Raw genomic sequence first — 23,402 nt, forward strand, 5'->3', positions numbered from 1 at the left:
GGCTATCGTCACGACGGACGAAGTGGGTCAGTCGTACGAGTCGCCGACCGGAAAACCGGGTATCACCTGCGATTACAGGATGCCATTGTCGATCGTAAGCCGGCCGTTGACGATCCGAAGACCACTCCCGGTCACGCGGATCTACTCACAACCATACGTTGTCAGTGGACCTGCACGGAGACGGGTGCAACAGCCGGCGCCGTGGTGACCGCGTCGACCGCGTCGACGAACGGGGGGATGAAGAAGCGTGCCCCGAGAACGCAGCACGCGTGTCCGCCGTCGACCTCGAATCGCCGCGCGCCGGGGATCCCGTCGACCAGCAACTGCTGACGCTCGGGTTCGACCACGCGGTCGCGTACGGAGACGACCACGGCGGTCGGGACGTCGACCTCGTGCAGCCAGTCACGGGAGTCGAACTCCCCCAGCCCGTTTCCGAAGTCACCGAGGTGCGCGAGCGGCGTCGAGAAGAACTGCCGGAGCGCCCAGATGGTGGTGTGGGCCGCCTTGTCGAGACTCTTGTCGGACACCCGCGGCAGAACCCGGTACACCGGACGAAGAATGCGTCCCATGCGTTCCGACGACGCGCGGTGTCGAGGATCGTGGGTGCTGAAGAACGGCCCCGTCGAACACAGCACGAGGCCGGCCACCCGCTCCGGATGGCGCCGCCACACCAGCTGAGCGATGCCCCCGCCCATCGAGAACCCGGCAACCGTGAACCGGTCGATACCCAGGACATCGGCGAGGGCGACGACATCGTCGGCGCAGTCACGCAGGTCGAACGTCTCGGATTCGATACCGCGCCCGTGCCAGCGCGCGTCCAGGGTGATCACGCGGTAGCGGTCGTTGACCGCCGGGATCGTCGGGTACCAGCAGAGCAACCCGGTTGTCAGCACCGAGTGCAGGAGGAAGACGACCGGGGCGTCGCGCGGGCCCGAGTCGGTGACGAACGCCCGCCCGCGTCCGGGCAGTTCGACCATCCGTCCCTCCGGGATGTCCCGAGCCGGATACGGGGTGAACACGTGTCGGATGGCGCGCGCGGTGCCGTGAACGAACTCGGGGATCACCCTCTCAACGGTACGTGAGATGCTGATCACATGATCGACATCGCCCGTCCGAAAATCGAGGGGTCGATCGCCGTTGCGGACGGCGATCGTCGGATCGGATTCGCCGAGTACGGATCGGCCACCGGACGGGCCATCGTCTGGCTACACGGGACACCCGGTGCGCGGCGCCAGATCCCCGTCGAGGCGCGCGCGTATGCGCTCGAACGCAAGGTCCGGCTCATCGGACTGGATCGGCCGGGCGTGGGGTCATCGACCCCGCACCGATACGACAACGTCGCCGACTTCGCGCCCGACCTCGCCGAAGTCCTCGAGGCCCTGGGGATCGACGACTTCGCGATCATCGGGCTCTCCGGTGGCGGACCGTACGCGCTCGGGGTGGCACACGCCATGCCCGACCGGGTGACGGCGGCCGGAATCCTCGGCGGTGTCGCGCCGACGGTCGGACCCGACCGGATCGAGGGCGGTGCCATGCGCCTCGGCACACTGCTGGCCCCGCTCGTCAGCGTTGCCGGCGCCCCGATCGGCCAGGTGCTCAGCGTCGCCCTCGGCTTCGCCCGGCCCATCGCCGAACCCGCGATCACCATCTACGGCCGGCTGTCCCCGCAGGCGGATCGAGAACTGTTGGCGCGCCCGGAGTTCCGGGCCATGTTCCTCGACGACCTGCTCCACGGCGGCAGCCGCCGGATGGCCGCGCCGTTTGCCGACGTCGTGGTGTTCGCGCGGGACTGGGGCTTCCGCGTCGGCGACGTCACGGTCCCGGTGCGCTGGTGGCACGGCGACGACGACCACATCATCCCGTACGCGCACGGCGAACACATGGTGTCGCTGCTACCCGACGCGAAGCTCTACGAGATGCCGGGCGAGAGTCATCTCAGCACGCTCCACATGGCGACCGACATCATCGACGAACTCCTCGCACTATGGGACCAGTCGCGGCCGCCGTTGGGCGAGTGAGGCTCGGACCCTCCGCTCCAGCTCAGAACGGCGCGGTGGCCGACAGCCCGGCGGCGAGACCCAGCGCCACGGCCATGATCGCCAGTTCGACGACCGCGGCCCGGACGGAGGCCGCCTCGCTGCTGCGATGCCGTTGCACAGCCGGTAGCCAGCGCCGCCGGTGCCAGGCGGCGAGACCGACGAGGATCACGAGGACCGCGGCCTTGGCGAGCAGGATGCGGCCGTAGCCGCTGCTCACCAGGTTGGCCGGACCGTCGATCTCGACCAGCCCGGAGATCAAGCCGGTCACCGTGAGCACTCCGACCGCCCAGGGGGCGCGCCCGGAGAACACCGGCAGACTGCGCGCCCACCCCGACCGGCCACGCACCGAGATCAGCATCGCCGCGAGCAGTCCGCACCACCAGGCCGCGGCCAGCGCGTGCGCACCGATGAGGAACGGACCCCACGAGTCGTTTCCGGCGTGCCCGGCGATCGAGGTGGCGAGCACCCCGATCGCCGCGAGCGCGCCGACCACGAGGACGGGGATCTCGACCCGGGTCAGCAGATCGAGGACCACCCACACGACGATCAACAGCCCCACGACCAGCGCCACCATCTCGGGCGCACCCGAGAAGAGGACCTCGCCGAAGTCACCTGCCGTGACGTCGAGCACCTCGGTGCCCGCGCGATCGGCTGTCCTCATCCAGGCGCTGACCAGCGTCGCCAGCACCCAGACCCCGGCCAGCAGGCCGATCACCCTGGTCGAGGGCTCGACGTCGACCGTCGGCAGGGCGCCCAGTCCGAGCAGCACCACGGACACCCCCAGTGCGAGGGTCGTGGGCACGGCGACCAGATCCGGACCGTCGGGACGGGCGAGCACGAAGCTCACCATCAGACCGCCGGCAAGGGTCACCCCGAGGATGAACCCGTTGCGGACGGTCATCTGGTGTCAGCTCCGTGCCGACGGTCGCCGGCTCACCCAGAACACGACGCCGAGTCCGACGATCAGCACCACGGCGGCACCGGCGATGAACCACCAGACCGGGATTCCCTCGTCCGACGACGCGTCGACGGCCTCGATCGCCGGGCCCGGTTCCCCGTTGCCGGCGACCGCGAGCTCGAACGTCCGCTGTCCGCTGATGACATGCCCATCGGCCGAGGTCACACGGTAGTTGACCACGTACTCACCGGCCGGGCCGAGTTCGCGCACATCGACGCGCACGTTCGGCCCGTCGACCGACGGATCACCGGACTGCCAGTAGTGGTCGTCGGGGCCGACGACGTTGAGCACCGCATACGACGACTGGACCGGTTCGTTGAAGGTCAGCGTCACCGTCCGCGGCCCGGTCTGCAGCGTCGCCCCCTCGGCGGGGTCGGAGGACACCAGCCGCGAGTGCGCCGAGGCCGGGGCCGCGGACCACGATCCCACGAGTCCGAGGCACAGCAGCGCCGCGAGCACCAGGACGATGCGTCGGATGGCGACGGGACGGTCAGGCATCGCTGCCGCCACCACCGTTGCGTCCCCGGCCCTTGCCGCGCAGAGCGGTCAACGCGGCCACGCCGATCACCGCGCCCAGAGTGCCGACCACCAGGCCGATGCCGCCCAGCCATCGAGCGGCGGAATCCGTGGCGGCCGACGACTCGGAGGTGTCCGACGCCTGCGAGTTCTCCGTGGTCGAGGAGTTGTCCGTGGTCGAGGAGGAGTGCGAGCCGCCGTGGTGGCCCTCACCGGTGTCCGGCGCCAGCGTCAGGGTCGGCGCGGGCAACTCCGGCTCGGAGCCGTCGGCAGGAGTGGACTGGTTCCAGTCGGCGGTCTCACCGTCGGCGTAGGTCTGCAGCGCCGGGAGTTCGACGGTCTCCTGCTCGGGGAACGGTCCGCCGGAGAACCGGAACTGGCCGAACTGGCCGACCGGCACCCCTGGCGAACCCGGGTCGGCGGTCCAGGTGATCTCGGTGACCTCGTCGTCCTTCTTGGTGACGACGGACTTCCAGCCGGGCATCACCTCGGGGCGTGCCGAGGACAGGCCGGGCAGCGTCACCCGCAGTGCGGTCGTCGCCGCGGCGTCGGATTCGTTGGGGACGACGAGCGTGACGACGCCGTACCCGCCCTGCGTGACCGTCGGGGCGTTGGCGGTGACGTGCGCCGACGCGGCACCGGCACCCGCGAAGGAGGCGAGGCCGACCACGGCGGCAGCGGTTGCGGGCGCGATGAGGCGGCGGGCGATCGTCGCCCGCGGAGAACTGGGTTTCATGGGATGTGTCTTTCGATGTGTCGGGATCGGGCGCGTGGACGCGCGCATCGACCCCAGACCAGCTGATCCGGGGTTCGGGCGCGTCAGACCGTGCCGGGTGGTCCACGAACGCCCGTGCCGCACAACGCCGGTGCGGCCGGAACACACGGTGGCGTCCAGAAGACCGGTGCGGCCGGGCGCGCCGCGAGGGCGACCGGCGGCACCATGGATCGGATGACCGTACCGATCGACGAGAGCAGATGCGCGCCGGCGACGATCAGGACCGCACTGAGCGGGATCGCCACCAGGTGGGTGAGGAGCATCGGCAGCGTCGAGGTGCCGTGGGCGGCATGCCCCGCGTCGAGCGCGAGAGCCCAGTGACTCGCCGCCTGTGCGACGGACAGCACCAGCGTGGTCGATGCCGCCGCCGCCAGGAGCCGTCCCCGACGCGGCGCGAGCACCATCGCCGCGGCCGCACCGATGGCGGCGCTCAGCAGGATGCCCGACGAACTCGGGATCGCTCCGCTCGCCGCACCGTGCGCCGCGACCGCGACCGCGGGAACCACACCGGCCGCGGCGACGCGCGAGAACGCGTCGGACGGTCGGACGGTGTGGGACATGGCAGCCATCCTAGATCGGACTGACCCAACCCCGACCACGGTGTCGCCGGGCGATGACAGAATCGTTCTCATGTCGGATGCAAGCCTCGGTGTGGAGGTTCGTGAACTGTCGTCGCCCGACGAGCTCGAAGACCTACAGCGGATCTTCGACGACGTGTGGCGGCCCGACCCGACCAACCGGCCCGTGGGTACCGACATGCTGCGGGCACTCACCCACGCCGGCAACTACATCGCCGGCGCGTTCATCGGTGACCACCTCGCCGGTGGCAGCGTCGCGTTCTTCGGCGCGCCGATCGGCGAGACCCTGCACAGCCACATCACCGGGGTCACCCGCCGCGGTCGCGGCCACCAGGTCGGTCATGCGCTGAAGATGCACCAGCGCCGCTGGGCACTGGAGCGCGGCCTGTCGACGATCACCTGGACCTTCGATCCCCTCGTCGCGCGCAACGCGTACTTCAACCTCGCCAAACTCGGGGCGACACCCGTCCACTACTACGAGGACTTCTACGGCGAACTCGGCGACGAGCTGGGCGGCGACGCCGACTCCGACCGGGTGCTCGTGTCCTGGGATCTGCACGCCGAGGCCACGTCCGGGCCGTCGCCCTCGGTGGACGAGGTGCTCGCCGGCGGCGCCGTGTCGGTCATCGACGCCGACCAGCCGTCCCGACCCGTCGCGCACCACGACCGCGTCACCCCGGACGCAGGCGTCGTCGTCGAAGTGCCGCGCGACGTCGAATCGATGCGGGTCAGCGCGCCACTCGACGCCGCGCGGTGGCGGATCGCGCTGCGGGACGCGCTCTCGCCGCTGCTCGTCGACGGGGAGGCGCGTCGGGACGTCCGGTTCCTGCGGTCGGGACACTATGTGTTCGGCCCGGCCGGCTCGGGGGCCCGGTGACCGAAGCAGTGGACCCGCTCGCTGCGCTCCCGGCGTCCGAAGCAGTGGACCCGCTCGCTGCGCTCCCGGCGTCCGAAGCAGTGGACCCGCTCGCTGCGCTCCCGGCGTCCGAAGCAGTGGACCCGCTCGAACTGGCCCCGGCCGACTGGCACGGCTATCCGCACACGCTGGCCGACGTCCTCCCGGCGGCGTCGGTTGCCCTCGGGGTCGGCTCCGGCGCCCCGGGACCGGCTGTGCCGCCGGGCGACTCGGTCGTGGTGTTGCTGATCGACGGACTGGGCGCGACACTGCTGGACGAGTACGCCGACCATGCACCCACGCTGCGCGCCCTGACGTCCACGACGCTGCGGGCAGGGTTCCCGGCGACCACCGCCACCAGCATCCTCAGCCTCACCGCCGGGACGTCGTGCGGGGTGCACGGGATCATCGGGTACAGCTTCCGCCCGGGCGACGAGTGCCGCACCCGCGGGTCCCGACGCGTTCTCAACTCGCTGCGCTGGACCCTCGACGACGCGTCCGGCCCGTCCGCGTTGATGACCTATCCCCCGGCCCTCGTCCGAACCGAACGCGGCAGCCTGGAAGAGCTTGCCGCCGAGGGCGTCCGGGTCACCTATGTGATGCCCGGCGAGTTTCGCGGGACCGGCCTCACGATGGCCGCGTTCCGCGCCTCGGGCCAGTTCCTGCCCGCCGTGACACCCGACGGCATCCGCGAGGCCGTGCTGACCACCCTGCGCCGCCGGAGCCGACACCGCCGATTCGTGTACGCCTACTACAGCGAACTCGACATGGCCGGCCACATCCACGGTCCGGGATCGGCGGAGTGGCTGGAGAAACTGCGTATCGTGGAGCGGTTGGTCGCCGACCTCGCCTCCGAACTGACCGATGGCACAACTCTTCTCGTCACCGGCGACCACGGGATGATCACCGCCGACCGGGCGATCGACATCGACACCGCGCCCGTGCTGCTCGACGGCGTCGACGCAGTGGCCGGTGAGGCACGGGTCCGCCACGTCTACGCGACGCCGGGTTCGGCCGATGACGTGCTGAACGGCTGGGCGTCGTACCTCGGCGACGCCGCCCACGTCGTGTCCCGAGAGCAGAGCATCGACGAGGAATGGTTCGGCCCGGTGGTGAATGATGCTGTCGCACAACGCATCGGCGACGTGGTCGCGGTGGCCCGCGGCGCCACCACCCTCACCCGCAGCAAACGCGAGACGATGGAGTCGATGATGCTCGGCCACCACGGCGCCTGGACCGCTGCCGAACAACTCGTACCCCTGATCGTGGCGTCGGGGTAGCGCGGGTTTGGTCGAAGTCACTGGTTGGGATCGCGGGGCCGGTCGCCAAGTGGCCTCGACGGGCGCGGCGGCCTCGCTTCAGGGAGCGGCGGGATCGTCGTCGGTCACGAGGTCCAGGCGCACGCCCAGGAGGCGGACCGGGCGGTCGATGTCGAATCTGGCGAGCAGATCGGCGACCACCGACTCGAGTTCTGCGAAGTCAAGGCTCGGGGCGGGGAGCTTCCGGGACTTGGTGCGGGTGTAGAAGGTCGTGGTCCGGACGGTCACCGCGACCCGGAACGGCATCCGGTCCTCGGCCATCACCTGATCGAGCAACTCACGCAGGAGTTCGCCGGCGGCGGTGCGCATCTCGGCCACGTCGCTCAGATCGGTCGCGAAGGTCCGCGACTTGGAATGCGAACGGGCCAGCCAGGGTTCGGCGGTGATGGCCGAATCGCCGCCGCCGCGACAGAGGACGTACAGCCAATTGCCCTGGTGCGGACCGAACATGGCGATCAGGTCGTCACGGGGGGTGGCGATCAGTTCGGTCACCGTGGTGATGCCTGCGGCGGTGAGCTTCGACGCCGTCTTCGGTCCGACGCTCCACAGGTCGCGAGTGGGCCTGTCTCCCATCAGGTCCAGCCAGTTGCGATCGTCCAGCACGAACACCCGCGGGGCGTCGGCGTCACCGTCCGCACCGCCCGGCGGCCGTTTGGCGAACCCGGTGGCCATCTTCGCCCGCTGCTTGTTGTCGCTGATCCCGACGCAGCTCGTGAGTCCGCACCGGTCGAGGATCTCGGACCGGATCCGTTCGGCGAGGTCGACGATGGCCTCGTCGTCGAACGGGTCGACCTCCGCTCCGCGGGCGCTGACCCCGAGGTACGCCTCGTCCCAGCCCCAGACCTCGACGGGGTGGCCGGTGGCGCGTACGACGTCCATGACGTCGGCGGAGGCAGCGTCGTAGGCACTCATGTCGAGCGGCAGATACACCGCGTCCGGCAGCTTGCGGTGCGCTGCCCGTAACGGCATACCCGCGCGCACACCCACGTCGCGCGCCTCATACGACGCGCAGGTCACTACCTTGCGGGCCTCGGTCGGGTCGCCGTTGCCGCCGACGATGACCGGCACCCCCACGAGTTCGGGGGCCCTCAACCGCTCGACCGCCACCTGGAACTGGTCGAGATCGACGTGCAACAGCCACCGATAGCGTTGCGGAACCGAAGTGGTCACGACGCCCAGGGTAGTCACCGGTCAGTCGGCGATACAGACCTCGAGTTCACCGAGGCCCGCCGCCCGGCACGACGTGCGCAACGAGTGCGGGTTGTAGCGCAGCACGGAGAGCCGTCGGTCGGAGCCGTGACCGGCGTCGGCGAACACCGCACCGGCTGCGGCGATGTGCTCGGCGAGTTCCGCCCGCGTGGCGGCGTCGGTCGCAGCCACGGTGTGGGTCAGCACCTCCTCCAGGAGGGCGCGATCCCGATGCAGCGGTGGCGGCATGAGATTGAGCGCCGGAGAGGCGGTCCCGCAATTCGTCGGATCGGTGAGCGCATGTGCCGCGGCGACCAGGTAGGCCACCGCGACCAGCGCCGGCCGCCGGCCATCGCGGTCTCCGACCGTGTTCGCGGCGTGGTCCGCGTCGAGGTCGGGCCCGGCAAGTCCCAGAACCGCAAGCGCTTCATCGTGCGGAGATGAAACCCGTTCGGCAGCAACGGCTTCGTCGTACATCAACCGAAGCCGCGCCACGATCGCCCGGTGGCGTCGTACCGCGGCGTCGACCTCACGCATGAGATCGGTGGTCACCCCGAACGCCGCGGAATCCTCCGCGAGCGCGGCATATCCGGGCAGGACGATCGATTCCTCGATGCCGATCGCCTCGACGATCGCCGACGACGTGAGAAACGTGCGTGCACCACGTCTAGATGCACGCACAGACAATGCGCTGGTCAACTGAACCCCTCCACATAGACCATGAACAGTGACGATCATGAACACCGACGAAGGGCACGATGTGATGCCCCTCGAGTCGACCCCCTACGCCCCGACACCCCCGCATGATGTCGGCCACCTGGCGCACGCTGAGGATACGCGGAGTCGAGATCGTATGTGAGTCGAACGACTGAACACACCGGTTCCGGCGCGGCCATAGGGACCAAAGGCCCTGTCCCGGCGCTCCCCCGACAACAACCATGTAAAGGGCGACCGGCATCAGGAGGGCACATGCTGCGATTCCTCGCCCGCGAGCTCCACAGCTGGCGTGTCATGCACGCGTCGTCGAACGGCCTGGTCCGTCGCGGCGACCGTCTGGAAACCGCAACGCTGGTGATGCTGTGGCTGGCCGCCGTCGCGGGGGTGATGATCGCCTTGACCATCGGCGGCGACACGTATGTGGCGCACAAGGCTGCCGCGGAGAAGCAGGAACCCCGACATTCGGTGAGCGCGACGATCATTCGCACACCAGGTCAGGGCAGCGACGCGGCCGGTGCCGGGGCGGACACCGGCCTCACCACCGTGGCGTGGCAGGACCCGAACGGTCACCGGCTCACCGCCGCCGTCGATGCCGAGCCGCTCGACTCGGTCGGCCGGGTCCGGGTCGTCTGGCTCGACGACTCGGGCTCGGTGGTGGACCCACCCATCACCACGACGGACGCCGTGATGGAAGGCCTGATCGCCGGCGCGGCAGTCGGGACGCTCGTCGTGCTCGGCTGGTGGGGCTCGACCGTGCTCGTCCGCATGGTCGCCGACCAGCACCGGTTCCGGCGGTGGGAGGCCGAGTGGCGGCAGTTCGACATCGACAGCCACCCCTGAACCGCGACGGACTCAGCCGCTGACGACCGCCCAGATGACGAACGCCACCCAGGCGACGGACCCGAGGACGTTGATGACCAGCGCCGTCGTGGTGAGGGCGTCGCGCCGGCCGCCGGCCCGAGTGATCCCCACGATCGTGAGCACGAGGCCGACGATGGTGCCCACGCACAGCGGAAAGCCCAGGATGCCCACGATCAGACCGGCCAGACCGAACCCGTTCACCTTCTCCGGGTGAGCCGGAACGGGTTGCGCCGGGCCGGGTTGCGCCGGAACAGGATGCGCGAGAACGGGTTGCGGGTCGACGTGGTATCGACGTCATCGAAGCGGACACCGACACCGACGCCGACGGCTACACCGACATCGCCGTGGCGGACACCGACGGCGACGGCACCTTCGACACCGCCGTCGACGACGAGGGCAACGTCGAGGTCGGCGACTTCGGCAGCATCGACGGCGGCGACGCCGTCTGACCACCCGAGCCCATGGCCCGAAGCCGCGGTACACGCGGCTTCGGGCTATAAAGCTGTGTGGGAACGATCGGCGGAATCGAGTTCGCGGTACCGGTGTGGGCGACGGCGACAGCGCTCGTACTGGTGCTGGTGGTCGCGTGGGTGTTCGGCGTCGTCGCCAGGTGGTTGCTGCGGAGACGCGCCCGCCTCGACGCGACGACGGCGATGGTCCTGTCGATTCTCGGCACCGCCCTCGGCCTCTACATCGCCGGCCTCGTCGACAAGCATCTCCGGGTGTGGAGCGTGACGACGGTCGTGCTGGGACTGATCAGCTCGGTCGTCGCGGTCGCCGCCTACGGGGCGCTCGCCGCGCGGCTGCAGCGGCAGCGCAACGCCACTCTCGCGCAACTACTCTCGGACGGCGAGTCCGATCGGCTCGAGTTCAAGTCCACCGCCCGGGTGAACCTGCGCACCGGGGAGAAGGACCCGCGCATGGAGCAGGTGATCGTCAAGACGGTATCGGCGTTCCTCAACTCCGACGGCGGAACCCTGCTCATCGGGGTCGCCGATGACGGCACCCCGCTGGGCCTCGAACCCGACTTCGCGACGCTGAAGGTGCCCGACGCCGATCGCTTCGAACTCTGGCTTCGCGATCTCCTGACCACGACCCTGGGCCAGAACACCGCGGCGGCCGTCGGCATCACCGTCGAGGCGGTCGCGAGGACCACCGCATCGGCGGCCGTACCCGTGTGCCGCCTCACATGCTCACCGTCCCCGCGGCCGGTCTACCTCAGAGCCGGCGAGAACGCGCCGCCCGAGTTCTGGGTGCGCGCGGGCAACTCCACCCGCCAGCTCACCGTCGACGCGGCCGCCGACTACGTCATGCACCGCTGGCCACTCGGCGCCGGCCGCGCGGTCGCGGCCCAGATCCGCGCCGCGGTCCGGTTCTCGGCGGGGTGAGCGGAAATATCGTCCAGCTCATCAGGCTCGAAGGGCATTCTGCCCTCGGAAGCAGCTGAGATGGACGAAGATTGTCGAGCCCGATGAAACCGGGAGTCGGTGCGCTGCGTCAAAGCCGGTATGACCTCCGACTGCGGCGTGTACACGCTCAGCGAATTGACCACGATGGGCTGGACGACAGATGACATCAAGCGTGCGCGGCGCGCCGAGACTCTGACCCCGATCGCTCACGGTTGGGTCCGCGCAGCCGGCGCCGACTCCCAAGCAGTCGCAGCGGTGACCGCAGGCGGCGCGCTGTCCTGCGTCAGCGCGTTACGTTTTCATCAGGCCCACGGTCATCCGGACATATGGATCCCGCCAGGACACGGCGACACCCACGTTCGTCTGAGCAAATACCGGAAGTCCACGCCGCGGCCCAGCGATCCGTTCCGGTGGTGTCAGGGATACGGCCAACCCCTGCCGGTGACAACCGCCGTCGACACGATCCCGGTGGCCATCGGTTGCGCCGCACGGTGTCTCGCGGCGGAGGAATGGATCGCCGTCGTCGACTCGATTCTCTACACCACCGAGTGGACGATCCCCGACCTCCAGGCCGAGATGGGTCGCGTCGCCCGGTCGGTCTCGGCGATGTTCGATCGATGCGATGCGCGGTCGCAATCCGGGACCGAGTCGATCGTCCGGCTCCGACTCATCGCGAACGGATTCGACGTCGAGGTGCAGCCGTCCATCGGCGGCCGCGAGCACGCCGATCTGCGGACGGGTTCGTTGCTCATCGAGTGCGACGGCGAGTCGTACCACTCGGACCGGGCGGCCTTCGGCAACGACCGCCGGCGCGACCGGATGACCATGCTCGACCGGTGGATGACGATGCGCCTCACCTACGACGACGTGCTGTACGGCTGGGATGACGTCCTCGAAGAGATCCGCGCACTGACACGTCCCGACCGGCACCGCATCCGACGCCGGAATGACCCGCGGCGCATCATCGAATAAGGACCGTATCTGTCCGCATTTCTCGACAGGGTGGTGTCACACCACAACCCCAGGAGGAACCGTGAACTGGACACTCGAACTCGTCATCCTGCCCGTGAGCGACGTCGACCGGGCGCGCGACTTCTACTCCAAGATCGGCTTCGACCTCGACCACGATCACGTCGTCTCCGACGAGATCCGGTTCGTTCAGATGACCCCGCCCGGGTCGGCCTGCTCGATCGCCTTCGGCAAGGGCCTCAGCGAATCGGAACCCGGGTCGGTGAAAGGCCTGCAGGTCGTGGTCACCGACATCGACGAGGCCCGCGAACAGCTTCTCGCGGCAGGCGTCGACCCCGGCGAGGTCGACGAGCAGGCGTGGGGTCACTTCGTGTACTTCGACGATCCGGACGGCAACCACTGGGCCGTCCAGTACATGCCGTACCGCCAGAACTGAGTCCGCCGGTCCCGTGGCGACAATGCGGACATAGCGCGCATTGTCGCCGCGAGATACCGGTGGCTACCGTGAGATATGCGCTCCCCCATCGACGACTACCTCGAACGAGTCCTCAGTGACTGCCGCGACGATGACGGCGGTGACGTCGCGACCGGCAATCGCGAACTCGAACAAGCGGATCCGTCGTCGTTCGGCATCGCGCTGGCCACCATCGACGGCACCGTCTACACCGCGGGCGACGCCGACCACGAGTTCTCCATCCAGTCCATCGGCAAGGTGCCCGCCTACGCGCTCGCCCTGCGGGACCGGGGACTCGAGGAGGTGCTCGAACGCGTCGACACCGAGCCGTCCGGCGACGCCTTCAACGAGATCTCACTCGAAGCGGAGACCGGACGGCCGCGCAACGCACTCATCAACGCGGGCGCGGTCGCCGTCCACGGGATGATCGACGGCACCGACGCGACCGACCGGACCGACCGCATCATCGATCTCGTCAGCACGCTCGCCGGCCGCCGCGTCGAGGTCGACACGGACGTCCACCGGGCCGAACTGGCCTCCGACGACCACAACACGGCCCTGGCCTACCTGCTGCGATCGGCGGGCAAACTCGATTGCGAACCCGATGAGGTCGTCGACGGCTACGCCGCCCAGAGTTCGATCAAGGTGTCGTGCCGCGACCTCGCCGTCATGGGGTCGGTTCTCGCCAACGGCGGGCTGTCCACGGGCGATGACGAACGCCTCCTCGAAGGCTGGATCACCCGGCACGTCCTGTCGGTCATGGCCACCTGCGGCATGTACGACGGCAGCGGCAGTTGGATGGCGACCGTCGGAATCCCCGCGAAAAGCGGTGTCAGCGGCGCGATTCTGGGCGTGCTGCCCGGCCAGGTCGGGCTCGCGGTGTGGTCGCCGCAGCTCGACGCGCAGGGCAACAGCGTGCGCGGCGTCGCGGTCTTCGAACGGCTGTCGCGCGACATGGAACTGCACATGATGCACGTGGCACCCACCGGCCGGCCCGCGCTGCGATCGGTGACCGAACACGACGGCACGACCGTCCTCGAACTCCAGGGCGATGTGCGCTTCGCCGGCGCGGAGATCGTCGCCAGCCGCGCCTGCGAAGGCTTCGACACCGGTGCCGTGGTCCTCGACCTGACCCACGTCCGGGTGATGGACGACGCCGCCCGGCGGCTGATCGGCGAGGTCGCCCGGCGCCTCGGCGACGACTACGACGTGCGCATCGAGGATCCCAACGACCTGATGGACCCCGACGACGCGGCGAACCCGGACACCTGACTCCCGGGGTCGCCGGCACCCGCGGCGGTCAGCTCGCGCCGCTTCGCCAGCGGCGGGATCCCGAACCAGCGTTTACAGCTGCGGGTCAACGTGCTCTGCTCGGAGTACCCGATTTGACGTGCCACCGCCGACAGCGGGACACCACGGTTGGCGAGCAGCGACACGGCGAGGTCGCGGCGGGCGTCGTCGACGAGTTGCTCGAAGGTCGCGCCGTCGTCGGCCAGGTTCCGCTGCACCGCGCGGGGATGCATCATCAGCAGTTTCGACACCGCGTCGAGCGTCGCGGCGCCGGCGGGCAGTGCGCGCACGATGAGCTGCGACACCGCATCGACGAAGGCCGTCTCCCGGTCGTGGCCGGTCATGAACCGGATGGCCACGTCATAGGCCAGGGCGTCGACCCGGCGCAGGGTCTGCTGCATCACCCCGCGCGGGAACACCACCAGGTTGGCCTGCGCCTCGAACTCCACCGGACAGCCGAAGTAGTCGGTGTAGACCCGCGGGTCGGACATCGCCGGATGCGCCAGCGTGATCCGATTGGCCCGGAACTCGTGTCCGAGTGTCATCCGGAACGTCGAGCGAGTGACGCCCATCGCCAGTTCGACGACGTGCGGCCGGTACGGCAGGCGCTGGAGCACCGTGTCGAATTCGTAGGCGACCTCCCGCTCGCCATAGTGCATCTGAGCGGTGATGGCCGGACTGTAGACGTGAGCGAAGGCGGAGATCTGCTGGAAGGAATCGCCGACGGTCTCGGCGTTGCGGGCCGCGATCGCCACCGGGCCGAGGATGTCGGGGTCCTGCCGGGCGGCGAGGCGTAGACCGAAGTCGGGCACACCGAACTCGGCGGCGCACAGGCCGATGACCGTGGACAGCGCGGTGAAGGGGACGAATCGGTCGTAGGCACCGACCACCGCCGGGTCCACGCCCACACGGGCCAGCATCGCGTGGGCGTCGCCGTCGTGTTCGGAGATCAGTTCGGGCAACTGACTGAGTGACGACGCGCAGATCAGATCGGCCATGGCGTCAACTGTCAAATAGTCGTCATGAGATGTCAAGAAATTCGCCAGCATGCGGAGTGATCATGGACACACACGGCCGGACGCTCGACGGCTGACACAGCAAGGAGTATCAGATGACCACCATCGAATCCGTTCGCACGAGTTTCTACATCGACGGCGGCTGGCGCGCGCCGTCCGGCTCCGCGACGATCCCGGTCATCTCGCCTCTCACCGAGCAGGAGTTCGGCTCGGTTCCCGAGGCGACCACCGCCGACGTCGACGCCGCCGTCGCAGCCGCCCGCACCGCCTTCCGGTCGTCGGGCTGGCGCGACCTGTCCCCCGCCGACCGCGCTGCACATCTGCGCCGGTTCGCCGACGAGCTCGACAAGCGCGCCGAGGATCGCGCGTCGGCGGTGACCTCCGAGAACGGCATGCCCATCGCGCTGGCGCGGTTCGCCGAAGGCGCCGCCCCGGTCCAGCTGCTGCGCTACTACGCCGACCTCGTGGAGTCCACCCCCGTGGAGGAGACGCGTACCAGCCAGCCGTTGCCCGGCTCGACGATCGTGCGCCGCGAAGCCATCGGCGTGGTCGGGGCGATCGCACCGTGGAACTTCCCGGCCATCCTCTCGATGTTCAAGATCGCGCCCGCGCTGGCCGCCGGCTGCACCGTGGTCCTCAAGCCATCCCCCGAGACGAGCCTCGACGCCTACGTCCTCGCCGAGGCGGCCATCGCCGCCGACCTGCCCGCCGGCGTCCTCAACATCGTCAACGGCGGCAGCGAGATCGGCCGGCACCTGGTGTCGCACCCGCACGTCGACAAGGTCGCGTTCACCGGCTCGACCCCGGCCGGTCGCGAGATCGGCCGTGTCTGTGGCGAACTCATCCGCCCGGTGACCCTCGAACTCGGCGGCAAGTCCGCGGCCCTGATCCTCGACGACGCCGATCTCGAGCAGACCGTCGGCGGCCTCGCCACCGCATCCCTGCTCAACACCGGTCAGACCTGCTACATGTCCACCCGAATCCTGGTGCCCGGCAGCCGCTATGACGAGTACCTCGACGCCATCAGCGCGATGTGCGCGTCGCTGCCGGTCGGCGACCCGATGGACGAGAACGTCGCGGTCGGTCCGCTCGCCAGTGGCCGGCACCGCGATCGGGTGCTGTCCCTGATCGAGCGCGGCCGCACCGAGGGCGGCACGGTCACCACCGGTGGCGGCACGCCGTCGGGTGTGGACCGTGGGTTCTTCGTCGAGCCGACCGTCTTCGCCGGCGTCGACAACTCGGCCTCCATCGCCCGCGAAGAGGTCTTCGGCCCGGTGCTGACCGTGCTGCGCTACGACGACGTCGACGATGCCATCGCGCTCGCCAACGATTCGTCGTACGGGCTGGGCGGAACGGTGTGGACCTCCGACCCCGATCGCGGCGTCGACGTCGCCCGCCGCGTCGAGACCGGATCGTTCGGCGTCAACTACTTCAACCTCGACTGGGGCTCGCCCTTCGGCGGCGTCAAGGCCAGCGGCATCGGCCGCGAGCTCGGCCCCGAGGGCCTGGCCGCATACCAGAACCTCAAGTCGATCTTCCTGCCCGCCTGAGCGGTCGGCTCCCCACACACTCTCTCGCCCAACGCATCTCCCACATTATCCCAAGGAGGCGATCGGCCATGTCCGATGCCGGAGTCACCGCTGCCAAGGCACTGGTGAACGACACTCTCGCCCTGCTCGACCGGCTCACGCCCGAGGACTGGGCGGCCGACAGCGCGTGCCACGGATGGCGCGTTCACGATGTCGTCACCCACATGGGTTTCTTCTTCAACTTCATCGCCGACCCCAACCTGGTCTTCCCCGACAATCCGAGCGGAAAGTCCGAGCGGCTCAACGACGCCGCGGTGCGCGAGCGTGCCGACTGGACGTCGGAGCAAGCCGTCGAGTACTACCGCGCGCAGTCCGACGCCGGCCTCGCCACCCTGGCGGCGCTGCAGGGCGAGGACCTGCGGGACCAGCCACTGGACATGCTCGACCTGGGCACCTACCGGCTGAGCCAGCTCAGCGACGCCGTCGCCTTCGACCATCTGGTGCATCTGACCAGCGATCTGCTCCAACCGTTCGGGCCGGTGGATTCCGCCGAGGTGTCGGTGAGCGCGGCCATCGACCCCGCCATCGACTGGATGATCGCCGGCCTGCCGCAGATGAACGGCGCCGCACTGTATCCCACGCTCGGGCAACCCATCGGCCTGCATCTCACCGGCGCCACGGACCGGTCGTTCGTGCTCGACCGGGACACCGCCGGCACCATCGTCACCGTGCGCGAGACCGCCGACCTGCCGGCAGATGTCGCCACCTCCTCGGCCACCGATTTCCTGCGCTGGGGCACCACCCGCAGCGCATGGCGGTCGGCGGTCACCATCAGCGGTGACCGCCGACACCTCGCCGCCGTCCTCGACGCCGTCGACGTCGTCTGACCTCGCTCACCTCGAATCGATTCCACCAGAACGGAGTACACCCATGTCCGAGTACCTGAAGGACAAGGTCATCATCATCACCGGTGCCGGTAGCGGCTTCGGCAAGCTCATCGCGGAGAAGACCGCGGCCGCCGGCGCGCACGTGGTCGGTGTGGACGTCAACGCCGAGAACGTCACCACCGTGGTCGAGGGCATCCGCGCGGCCGGAGGTTCGGCCCTCGCCCAGGTCGCCGACGTCACCGACATGGAGCAGGTCGCCGCGGCGGCAGCGGCCGCCGTCGAGCAGTTCGGCGCCATCGACGTCCTCGTCAACAACGCCGGCGTCATGCCGCTGGCGTACTTCGCCGATCACGCCCGGGCGTGGCAGAAGTGGCACGCCGCCATCGACATCAACATCAAGGGCGTCGTCAACGGCATCTCGGCGGTCTACGACCAGATGATCGCCCAGGGCCGCGGCCAGGTCGTGAACATCTCCTCGATCTACGGCAACGCCGGCATCGAGGGCTCGGGTGTGTACAGCGCGACCAAGGCCGCGGTCACCACCATCTCGGACTCGCTGCGCATCGAGGCCAAGGGCAAGATCAAGGTCACGACCGTCAAGCCGACCGGTATCACCGGGACCAATCTCGCCAGCTGGATCGTCAACGACACCGCGATCATGGGCCTCGTCGGCCAGCGCGCGGCCTCCTATGGCGAGCACGTGACCGCCCTCATGAACGACGACCTGCCCGCCGAACTCACCGACGTCGACTCCATCAAGTACTGGCTGATCAAGCCCGACGACCTCGCCGACGCCGTCGTGCACGTCATCGACCAGCCGTGGGGCATCAGTCTTTCCGACGTCACGGTGCGCGCCAGCGGCGAGGACTACCTGTACTGATCGGCCGGTTCGACCCGCTAGGAGTTTCCCGATGTACCCCGGAGCCCACCTCTCCACCCGCCCGCACGATCCCGCGGTCATCATGGCCGACTCTGGTGAAACGGTCACGTTCACGCAGCTGGAGACCCGGTCCGTCCAGATCGCCCGAGCCCTGGCCGAACGCGGCCTGCGGCCGGGCGATCACCTCGCGGTGCTCGCCACGAACACCGCGCGCGTCTTCGACATCTACTGGGCGGCAATGCGATCAGGGCTCTACCTGACCATGGTGAACTGGCATCTCACCGCTGCGGAGAGCGCCTATATCGTGACCGATTGCGGCGCCAAGGCCCTGATCGTCGACGCCGCTCTCGCCGACGTCGGGGCCGAGCTGATCCCGCTCACCCCCGGCGTCGAGACCCGGTTCGCCTACTCCGGGCCGATCGAGGGTCACGAGGACCTCGACGCCGCCGCCGCGGTCCAGCCGACCGAGCCGCCCACCGACCAGCCGCGCGGTGCCGACATGCTCTACTCGTCCGGCACCACCGGCCGCCCCAAGGGCATCAAGCCCGAGCTGCCGAACCGGCAGATCGGCGAGCCCGGTGACACCATGACGGCGATGAACTCCTCGGTGTGGGGCGTCGGCCCCGACACCGTGTATCTGTCGCCGGCACCGCTGTATCACGCCGCGCCCCTCCGGACCTGCGCCTCGGTGCAGGCACTCGGCGGCACGGTCGTCGTGATGGAGCGATTCGATGCGGAACGCGCGCTGGCCCTCATCGAGGAACACCGCATCACCTACAGCCAGTGGGTGCCGACCATGTTCGTCCGCATGCTGCGCCTGCCCGAGGAGGTGCGTGCCCGGTACGACACCTCCAGCCTGAAGGTCGCGGTGCACGCCGCGGCACCGTGCCCGGTCGACGTCAAACGGGCCATGATCGACTGGTGGGGACCCATCCTCTCCGAGTACTACTCGTCCACCGAGCTCAACGGTCTCACCATCGTCGACACCCCGGAGTGGCTGGAACATCCGGGGACGGTGGGGCGGGCGGTGCTGGGGACGATCCAGGTCTGTGATCCCGCGGGCGCCGAAGTGCCCACCGGCACCATCGGCACGATCTACTTCGAACGGGACACGCTTCCCTTCGAGTATCACAACGACCCCGAGAAGACCCGTGCCGCACAACATCCCGATCATCCGACATGGACGACGACCGGCGATGTCGGCTATGTCGACGACGAGGGCCACCTGTTCCTCACCGATCGGGATTCGTTCCTGATCATCTCGGGCGGGGTGAACATCTATCCGCGGGAGATCGAGGACGCGCTGCTCGCCCACCCGTCGGTGCTCGACGCCGCGGTCATCGGCCTGCCCGACCCCGATCTCGGCGAACGGGTGACGGCGGTCGTCCAGCCCGTCGAGGGGCAGAGCGGGGACGCCGACCTCGCCGACGCGCTGCTGGAGCACCTGCGCCCGCGGATCGCGAAGTTCAAGTTGCCGCGCGAGGTGATCTTCCGGGACACGTTGCCGCGCACGCCGACCGGGAAACTGGTCAAGCGCAACCTCTGACCCTTCGTGACGCGCCCTCCGCACGCTCCGGACGCTCCTCAGGGAGCGGTGGGTGACGCGCCCTCCGCACGCTCCGGACGCTCCTCAGGGACCGGTGGGTGACGCGCCCTCCGCACGCTCCGGGCGCTCCTCAGGGACCGGTGGGGGACGCGCCCTCCGCACGCTCCGGGCGCTCCTCAGGGAGCGGTGGGGGTCGCGCTCCCGGAAACCGCGCACCGTGGCATCCGGCCGGTCCTAAACTGGCCGGATGTCCGGGAGATCGTTCCGCTGGGCCGTGATCGCGGCCCTCGCGGTGATGACCATGTTGATCGGTGCGACTCCACCGACGTCACTCGCCGCGCCGACCGGCCGGCAACCGGGCGTCGTCGTCGAACCGTCGTTCATCGCCACCGAATGCGCGGGCAAACCCGTCCGGGTCGCGGCCCGCTGGTACTTCCCTCCCGGTCGTCCGACTGCCCTCGTCTGGCTGCAGCACGGCTTCTCCCGGACGGCAGCCAATCTCGACATCCTGGCCCGTTCGTATGCGAACGCCGGCTTCCTCGTCGTGAGCCCGACGCTGGACTCGGTCAACCTCGGCGGGTGCGCGGTCGCCTACAACATCGCCGACAATGCCGCGTTCGCCCGGACCATCGGCGGGGTGTTCGGGTCGGGTCGCGACACCGACAGCCCGCTCGGGGCGAGCCTGCTCCGCGCCCGAGCCGCCGCCGGGCGCCCCGACGTGACGATGCCGTACCGGATGGTCTTCGCCGGACACTCGGCGGGCGGCGAGTTCGTCGTCGTGGCGGCCGATGCGCTGCGCCGAGCCGACCCGGTCGCCTATCGACGCCTGGCCGGACTGATGCTGTTCGATCCCGTGAACTCGTTCTTCGGGCGCAACTTCGCATCCGCCGCAGCAGCTCTCGGCGCCAGCCGGCTCCCGATCCGGGTGATCGCGTCGCAGCCGTCGGTGTCCGACAACTTCGGGCAAGGCGTATCCGTCCTCCAAGAGACAACGCGGCAGAGGTTTCTCGGCTCGCGACTGGTGACCGGAATCCACATCGACGCCGAAGGCGAGTCGACCGACCTGATCGGCGAGTTGTCCGGACTCGCCGCGCCCCGCCCCCGCAACGGCCGGGCGCTCCGGGCGCTGGCCACCGGATGGTCGTCGGACATGGTGGCCGACACGGTTACCGCGACCTACTACCCGGGTGGCCGCTACTACGATCTGTTGCTCGACACCCGGACAATCACCACACTTCCCGTGCGCTGACGCCTAGTGGGGTTCTTCCGCCGTCCGCGAGTCGGTCAGCGTCAGTGCACCCCACCCGGCGATCAGACCGACGACCACCGCGAGGGCGGCGTAGGTGATCCGTTCCCCGGTGAAGAACGAGGCGACCAGATCACTGCTCCACACGCCGGCGGGCAGCGCGACCGTCACCAGCACAGCGATGAGGGTTCCGACGACGGCGGTTCCCACGCTCGTCCCCACCTCCTGGGCGGTGTCGTTCAGAGCGGCGCCGATCGAGGTCCGGTTCTCGGGCATGGCGGCGACGAGGGCGACCGCGCAGATCGTCATGACCGTGCGCAGACCGATCGTCAGGGTGACCATGAACAGGGCGATGGCGAGGTAGCCGTGTTCGACGCCCCAGGCCAGCCCGGCCAGGGAGCCGGCGAGCAGCACCGCGCCGACGAGACACGCGACCCGATGGCCGAACTTCTTCGCCAGGCCCTCCGAGATCGGTGTCGCCAGGATCATGGTGACGATCATCGGGAGGTTCGCGAGCCCGGCCTTCATCGGGCTCCAGCCGTACGCGTACTGGAAATGCAGGATCAGTCCGAACATCACCCCGGCCATCGCGATCGAGGTTCCGATCTGGGCGATCGCGGCGCCCCGCACCGTTCCGGACCGGAAGATCATGAGGTCGAGCATCGGTTGTGCGGTGCGACGTTCGTGCCAGACGAAGGCGACGAGCGCGAGGACGGCACCGAGCGCACATCCCACCGTGACGATCGATGCCCATCCGTGCTCGACGCCGCTGGTCAGCGAGTAGCAGGCCAGACCGATTGTCGTGATGCTCAGGACCGCGCCCGGCAGGTCGAGGGCGTCACCGGTCAGATCCTCGGGTCGGTCGGCCGCGACGCCCAACCGCACCCCGATCCACGCGATGAGCGCGATCGGGGCATTGACGACCAGCAGCCACTCCCAACCCACATGGGCGAGAGCGGTACCGCCGAGCACCGGACCCAGGATGAAGCCGCTCATCCCGACGATGATCATCAACGTCATCGCGCGCATCCGCAGTTCTTCGGCGTCGAAGAGGCGGAACACCAGGGAGTTGGTGATCGGCGCCATGGCCGCGGCGCAGACACCGAGTGCGGCGCGCAGGGCGATCAGCTCGCCCGCGGAATGGACGGCGATCGCCAGCAGGCTCAGCAGCCCGAACGCGGCGAGCCCGACGAGCAGGACTCGGCGTCGGCCCAGCCGGTCGGCGGCCGATCCGGCGGTGAGGAGAAGCCCGCCGAAGGTCAGCGAGTAGGCGCCGGTGACCCACTGCAGGGCGGTCGTACCGCTGCCGAGATCACGGCCGATCGTCGGCAGAGCGATCGTGAGCAAGGTGTTGTCGACCATCTCCACGAAGAAGGCCAGACACAGCGCGGCGAGGGGTATCCACGCGGCTCGCAGGGACGGATAGGTCCGGGCCGGTGACGACTGGATCATCGAGTTCATCGCGGCACCTCCTTATATCGAACGTTGTTCGACTTTCGAACATGGTTCGATACTAGAACGTTGTTCGAGCCTGCGCCAGAGCGATCTCCGGGGTGTGATGGGATAGACGTCATGGCATCCGAACGGCGCGGCAACCGGCGGCGCGTTGCGCATTCACTCGAGGCTGTCGTCGACGCGGCTGTCCAACTCCTGGATGAGTCCGGCGAGGCCGCCCTCACGTTCCGGGCCCTGGCCGCACGACTCGGCGGCGGTGTCGGGAGCGTCTACTGGTACGTGTCGAACAAGGACGAACTGCTCGACCGTGCCACCGACCACGTGCTCGAGGGAGTACTCACCGCGCTCGACGGGATCGGCGCCGACGCCGACCCGATCGACAACATCCGGACGATGGCCGAGACGTTGTTCGCAGCGATCGCCGAGCGCCCTTGGCTCGCTGCGTATTTCATGCGTAACACGACGATCCAGTCGAACGCCCTGCTCTTCTACGAGCGTCTCGGCCAACAGGTGATGCGTCTGGATCTGTCGCCCCGGCGCTGCTTCCATGCCGTGTCTGCGATCCTCGGCTACGTCATCGGCGTCGCCGCGGACCTCGGTCAGGACCCACCTCCGGAGGTCGTCGAAGGGATGGTGGCCGCCGGCGACCATTTGCGTTCGATCGCCGACCAGTGGCGTGCCCTCGACCCCGCGGACTATCCGTTCATGCACTACATCGTCGACGAGTTCGACGGCCACGAGGACATCGAGCAGTTCCGCGCAGGACTGGAGCTGCTGCTCGCGGGACTACGGCTCGACGCGGATAGCCCCGCCTCCGACGCTCGCTGACAACGACGACGGCCCCGCACTCATCGAGTGCGGGGCCGTCGTCGTGT

General features: G+C 69.1%; 24 protein-coding genes. 14 read left to right on the top strand and 10 right to left on the bottom strand.

What is annotated here, in order from left to right; genetic code table 11:
* Positions 1-161 precede the first annotated feature (161 nt).
* Entirely contained in the window at positions 162-1,064 is a 903-nt protein-coding gene (locus tag CA982_RS15355) for an alpha/beta fold hydrolase (protein ID WP_208617962.1), read from the bottom strand.
* A gap of 30 nt (positions 1,065-1,094) precedes the next feature.
* Here CA982_RS15355 and CA982_RS15360 point away from each other — a divergent pair, with 30 nt between their 5' ends.
* The gene (locus tag CA982_RS15360) at positions 1,095-2,018 is read left to right on the top strand and encodes an alpha/beta fold hydrolase (RefSeq protein ID WP_086536153.1); all 924 of its coding nucleotides are present in this window, start codon (positions 1,095-1,097) and stop codon (positions 2,016-2,018) included.
* Positions 2,019-2,040: 22 nt separating this feature from the next.
* On the opposite strand, the gene CA982_RS15365 is transcribed toward CA982_RS15360, so the two are convergent.
* The 4 genes from CA982_RS15365 to CA982_RS15380 form a co-directional block, all read right to left on the bottom strand.
* Complete coding sequence (locus tag CA982_RS15365; RefSeq protein ID WP_086536154.1) at positions 2,041-2,940, bottom strand: copper resistance D family protein; 900 nt, start codon at positions 2,938-2,940, stop codon at positions 2,041-2,043.
* Positions 2,941-2,946: 6 nt separating this feature from the next.
* The gene (locus tag CA982_RS15370; RefSeq protein WP_086536218.1) at positions 2,947-3,495 is read right to left on the bottom strand and encodes a copper resistance CopC family protein; all 549 of its coding nucleotides are present in this window, start codon (positions 3,493-3,495) and stop codon (positions 2,947-2,949) included.
* A complete protein-coding gene (locus CA982_RS15375) occupies positions 3,488-4,249 on the bottom strand; it encodes a YcnI family protein (protein WP_086536155.1) in 762 nt (253 codons plus the stop codon). Before CA982_RS15375 ends, CA982_RS15370 begins: the two co-directional genes overlap by 8 nt.
* An 83-nt stretch (positions 4,250-4,332) precedes the next feature.
* Positions 4,333-4,848 carry a hypothetical protein gene (locus tag CA982_RS15380; protein WP_086536156.1) on the bottom strand — a complete coding sequence of 172 codons (516 nt, stop codon included), beginning with the start codon at positions 4,846-4,848 and terminating at the stop codon, positions 4,333-4,335.
* Between the two features lie 70 nt (positions 4,849-4,918).
* Here CA982_RS15380 and CA982_RS15385 point away from each other — a divergent pair, with 70 nt between their 5' ends.
* The gene (locus tag CA982_RS15385; RefSeq protein WP_086536157.1) at positions 4,919-5,743 is read left to right on the top strand and encodes a GNAT family N-acetyltransferase; all 825 of its coding nucleotides are present in this window, start codon (positions 4,919-4,921) and stop codon (positions 5,741-5,743) included.
* A gap of 80 nt (positions 5,744-5,823) precedes the next feature.
* Entirely contained in the window at positions 5,824-7,041 is a 1,218-nt protein-coding gene (locus CA982_RS15390; protein ID WP_167383364.1) for an alkaline phosphatase family protein, read from the top strand.
* Between the two features lie 78 nt (positions 7,042-7,119).
* Here the strand turns inward: CA982_RS15390 and CA982_RS15395 are convergent, their stop codons facing one another.
* Entirely contained in the window at positions 7,120-8,250 is a 1,131-nt protein-coding gene (locus CA982_RS15395; RefSeq protein WP_086536158.1) for a DNA polymerase IV, read from the bottom strand.
* A gap of 21 nt (positions 8,251-8,271) precedes the next feature.
* Positions 8,272-8,949 carry a hypothetical protein gene (locus CA982_RS15400; RefSeq protein WP_086536159.1) on the bottom strand — a complete coding sequence of 226 codons (678 nt, stop codon included), beginning with the start codon at positions 8,947-8,949 and terminating at the stop codon, positions 8,272-8,274.
* Positions 8,950-9,237: 288 nt separating this feature from the next.
* On the opposite strand from CA982_RS15400, the gene CA982_RS15405 reads away from it, so the two are divergent.
* Positions 9,238-9,825 (top strand): Rv1733c family protein, encoded by a 588-nt coding sequence (locus CA982_RS15405; protein ID WP_086536160.1) that lies wholly within the window; start codon positions 9,238-9,240, stop codon positions 9,823-9,825.
* Between the two features lie 12 nt (positions 9,826-9,837).
* Here the strand turns inward: CA982_RS15405 and CA982_RS15410 are convergent, their stop codons facing one another.
* Complete coding sequence (locus tag CA982_RS15410; RefSeq protein ID WP_244176301.1) at positions 9,838-10,047, bottom strand: hypothetical protein; 210 nt, start codon at positions 10,045-10,047, stop codon at positions 9,838-9,840.
* Positions 10,048-10,352: 305 nt separating this feature from the next.
* Between CA982_RS15410 and CA982_RS15415 the strand changes: the two genes are divergently transcribed.
* The 4 genes from CA982_RS15415 to glsA all read left to right on the top strand — a co-directional run bounded on the left by CA982_RS15415 (position 10,353) and on the right by glsA (position 13,950).
* Positions 10,353-11,234 (top strand): AlbA family DNA-binding domain-containing protein, encoded by an 882-nt coding sequence (locus tag CA982_RS15415; RefSeq protein WP_086536161.1) that lies wholly within the window; start codon positions 10,353-10,355, stop codon positions 11,232-11,234.
* Between the two features lie 120 nt (positions 11,235-11,354).
* Entirely contained in the window at positions 11,355-12,227 is an 873-nt protein-coding gene (locus CA982_RS15420) for an endonuclease domain-containing protein (protein WP_086536162.1), read from the top strand.
* Between the two features lie 61 nt (positions 12,228-12,288).
* Positions 12,289-12,660: a VOC family protein gene (locus CA982_RS15425; RefSeq protein ID WP_086536163.1), complete on the top strand. Its 372-nt coding sequence runs from the start codon at positions 12,289-12,291 to the stop codon at positions 12,658-12,660.
* A gap of 75 nt (positions 12,661-12,735) precedes the next feature.
* Complete coding sequence (gene glsA / locus CA982_RS15430) at positions 12,736-13,950, top strand: glutaminase A (protein WP_086536164.1); 1,215 nt, start codon at positions 12,736-12,738, stop codon at positions 13,948-13,950.
* Here glsA and CA982_RS15435 read toward each other — a convergent pair.
* Positions 13,881-14,966, bottom strand: a complete 1,086-nt coding sequence (locus tag CA982_RS15435; protein WP_086536165.1) for an AraC family transcriptional regulator — start codon at positions 14,964-14,966, stop codon at positions 13,881-13,883. The genes glsA and CA982_RS15435 overlap by 70 nt on opposite strands.
* A 113-nt stretch (positions 14,967-15,079) precedes the next feature.
* On the opposite strand from CA982_RS15435, the gene CA982_RS15440 reads away from it, so the two are divergent.
* From CA982_RS15440 to CA982_RS15460, 5 genes are all read left to right on the top strand, one after another.
* Positions 15,080-16,534 (top strand): aldehyde dehydrogenase, encoded by a 1,455-nt coding sequence (locus CA982_RS15440; protein WP_086536166.1) that lies wholly within the window; start codon positions 15,080-15,082, stop codon positions 16,532-16,534.
* Positions 16,535-16,602: 68 nt separating this feature from the next.
* The gene (locus CA982_RS15445) at positions 16,603-17,400 is read left to right on the top strand and encodes a maleylpyruvate isomerase family mycothiol-dependent enzyme (RefSeq protein ID WP_086536167.1); all 798 of its coding nucleotides are present in this window, start codon (positions 16,603-16,605) and stop codon (positions 17,398-17,400) included.
* 43 nt (positions 17,401-17,443) lie between these two features.
* Complete coding sequence (locus CA982_RS15450; protein ID WP_086536168.1) at positions 17,444-18,280, top strand: SDR family oxidoreductase; 837 nt, start codon at positions 17,444-17,446, stop codon at positions 18,278-18,280.
* Between the two features lie 31 nt (positions 18,281-18,311).
* Complete coding sequence (locus tag CA982_RS15455; RefSeq protein ID WP_086536169.1) at positions 18,312-19,826, top strand: acyl-CoA synthetase; 1,515 nt, start codon at positions 18,312-18,314, stop codon at positions 19,824-19,826.
* 247 nt (positions 19,827-20,073) lie between these two features.
* Positions 20,074-21,075, top strand: a complete 1,002-nt coding sequence (locus tag CA982_RS15460) for an alpha/beta fold hydrolase (protein ID WP_086536170.1) — start codon at positions 20,074-20,076, stop codon at positions 21,073-21,075.
* 3 nt (positions 21,076-21,078) lie between these two features.
* Here the strand turns inward: CA982_RS15460 and CA982_RS15465 are convergent, their stop codons facing one another.
* The gene (locus CA982_RS15465) at positions 21,079-22,533 is read right to left on the bottom strand and encodes an MFS transporter (RefSeq protein ID WP_086536171.1); all 1,455 of its coding nucleotides are present in this window, start codon (positions 22,531-22,533) and stop codon (positions 21,079-21,081) included.
* A 111-nt stretch (positions 22,534-22,644) separates the two neighbouring features.
* On the opposite strand from CA982_RS15465, the gene CA982_RS15470 reads away from it, so the two are divergent.
* Entirely contained in the window at positions 22,645-23,355 is a 711-nt protein-coding gene (locus tag CA982_RS15470; protein WP_086536172.1) for a TetR/AcrR family transcriptional regulator, read from the top strand.
* Positions 23,356-23,402: the final 47 nt, after the last annotated feature.

It is taken from the genome of Gordonia lacunae, from assembly GCF_002149015.1.
In the GTDB taxonomy this organism is placed as follows: Bacteria; Actinomycetota; Actinomycetes; order Mycobacteriales; family Mycobacteriaceae; genus Gordonia; species Gordonia lacunae.

What these genes read in the sequence shown, in the direction of transcription:
- CA982_RS15360 (WP_086536153.1), top strand. Translation starts at nt 1,095, where the DNA reads ATGATCGACATCGCCCGTCCGAAAATCGAGGGGTCGATCGCCGTTGCG.
- CA982_RS15440 (WP_086536166.1), top strand. Translation starts at nt 15,080, where the DNA reads ATGACCACCATCGAATCCGTTCGCACGAGTTTCTACATCGACGGCGGC.
- CA982_RS15445 (WP_086536167.1), top strand. Translation starts at nt 16,603, where the DNA reads ATGTCCGATGCCGGAGTCACCGCTGCCAAGGCACTGGTGAACGACACT.
- CA982_RS15365 (WP_086536154.1), bottom strand. Translation starts at nt 2,940, where the DNA reads ATGACCGTCCGCAACGGGTTCATCCTCGGGGTGACCCTTGCCGGCGGT.
- CA982_RS15460 (WP_086536170.1), top strand. Translation starts at nt 20,074, where the DNA reads ATGTCCGGGAGATCGTTCCGCTGGGCCGTGATCGCGGCCCTCGCGGTG.
- CA982_RS15420 (WP_086536162.1), top strand. Translation starts at nt 11,355, where the DNA reads ATGACCTCCGACTGCGGCGTGTACACGCTCAGCGAATTGACCACGATG.
- CA982_RS15370 (WP_086536218.1), bottom strand. Translation starts at nt 3,495, where the DNA reads ATGCCTGACCGTCCCGTCGCCATCCGACGCATCGTCCTGGTGCTCGCG.
- CA982_RS15465 (WP_086536171.1), bottom strand. Translation starts at nt 22,533, where the DNA reads ATGAACTCGATGATCCAGTCGTCACCGGCCCGGACCTATCCGTCCCTG.
- CA982_RS15455 (WP_086536169.1), top strand. Translation starts at nt 18,312, where the DNA reads ATGTACCCCGGAGCCCACCTCTCCACCCGCCCGCACGATCCCGCGGTC.
- CA982_RS15470 (WP_086536172.1), top strand. Translation starts at nt 22,645, where the DNA reads ATGGCATCCGAACGGCGCGGCAACCGGCGGCGCGTTGCGCATTCACTC.
- CA982_RS15375 (WP_086536155.1), bottom strand. Translation starts at nt 4,249, where the DNA reads ATGAAACCCAGTTCTCCGCGGGCGACGATCGCCCGCCGCCTCATCGCG.
- CA982_RS15450 (WP_086536168.1), top strand. Translation starts at nt 17,444, where the DNA reads ATGTCCGAGTACCTGAAGGACAAGGTCATCATCATCACCGGTGCCGGT.
- CA982_RS15385 (WP_086536157.1), top strand. Translation starts at nt 4,919, where the DNA reads ATGTCGGATGCAAGCCTCGGTGTGGAGGTTCGTGAACTGTCGTCGCCC.
- CA982_RS15435 (WP_086536165.1), bottom strand. Translation starts at nt 14,966, where the DNA reads ATGGCCGATCTGATCTGCGCGTCGTCACTCAGTCAGTTGCCCGAACTG.
- CA982_RS15405 (WP_086536160.1), top strand. Translation starts at nt 9,238, where the DNA reads ATGCTGCGATTCCTCGCCCGCGAGCTCCACAGCTGGCGTGTCATGCAC.
- glsA (WP_086536164.1), top strand. Translation starts at nt 12,736, where the DNA reads ATGCGCTCCCCCATCGACGACTACCTCGAACGAGTCCTCAGTGACTGC.
- CA982_RS15380 (WP_086536156.1), bottom strand. Translation starts at nt 4,848, where the DNA reads ATGTCCCACACCGTCCGACCGTCCGACGCGTTCTCGCGCGTCGCCGCG.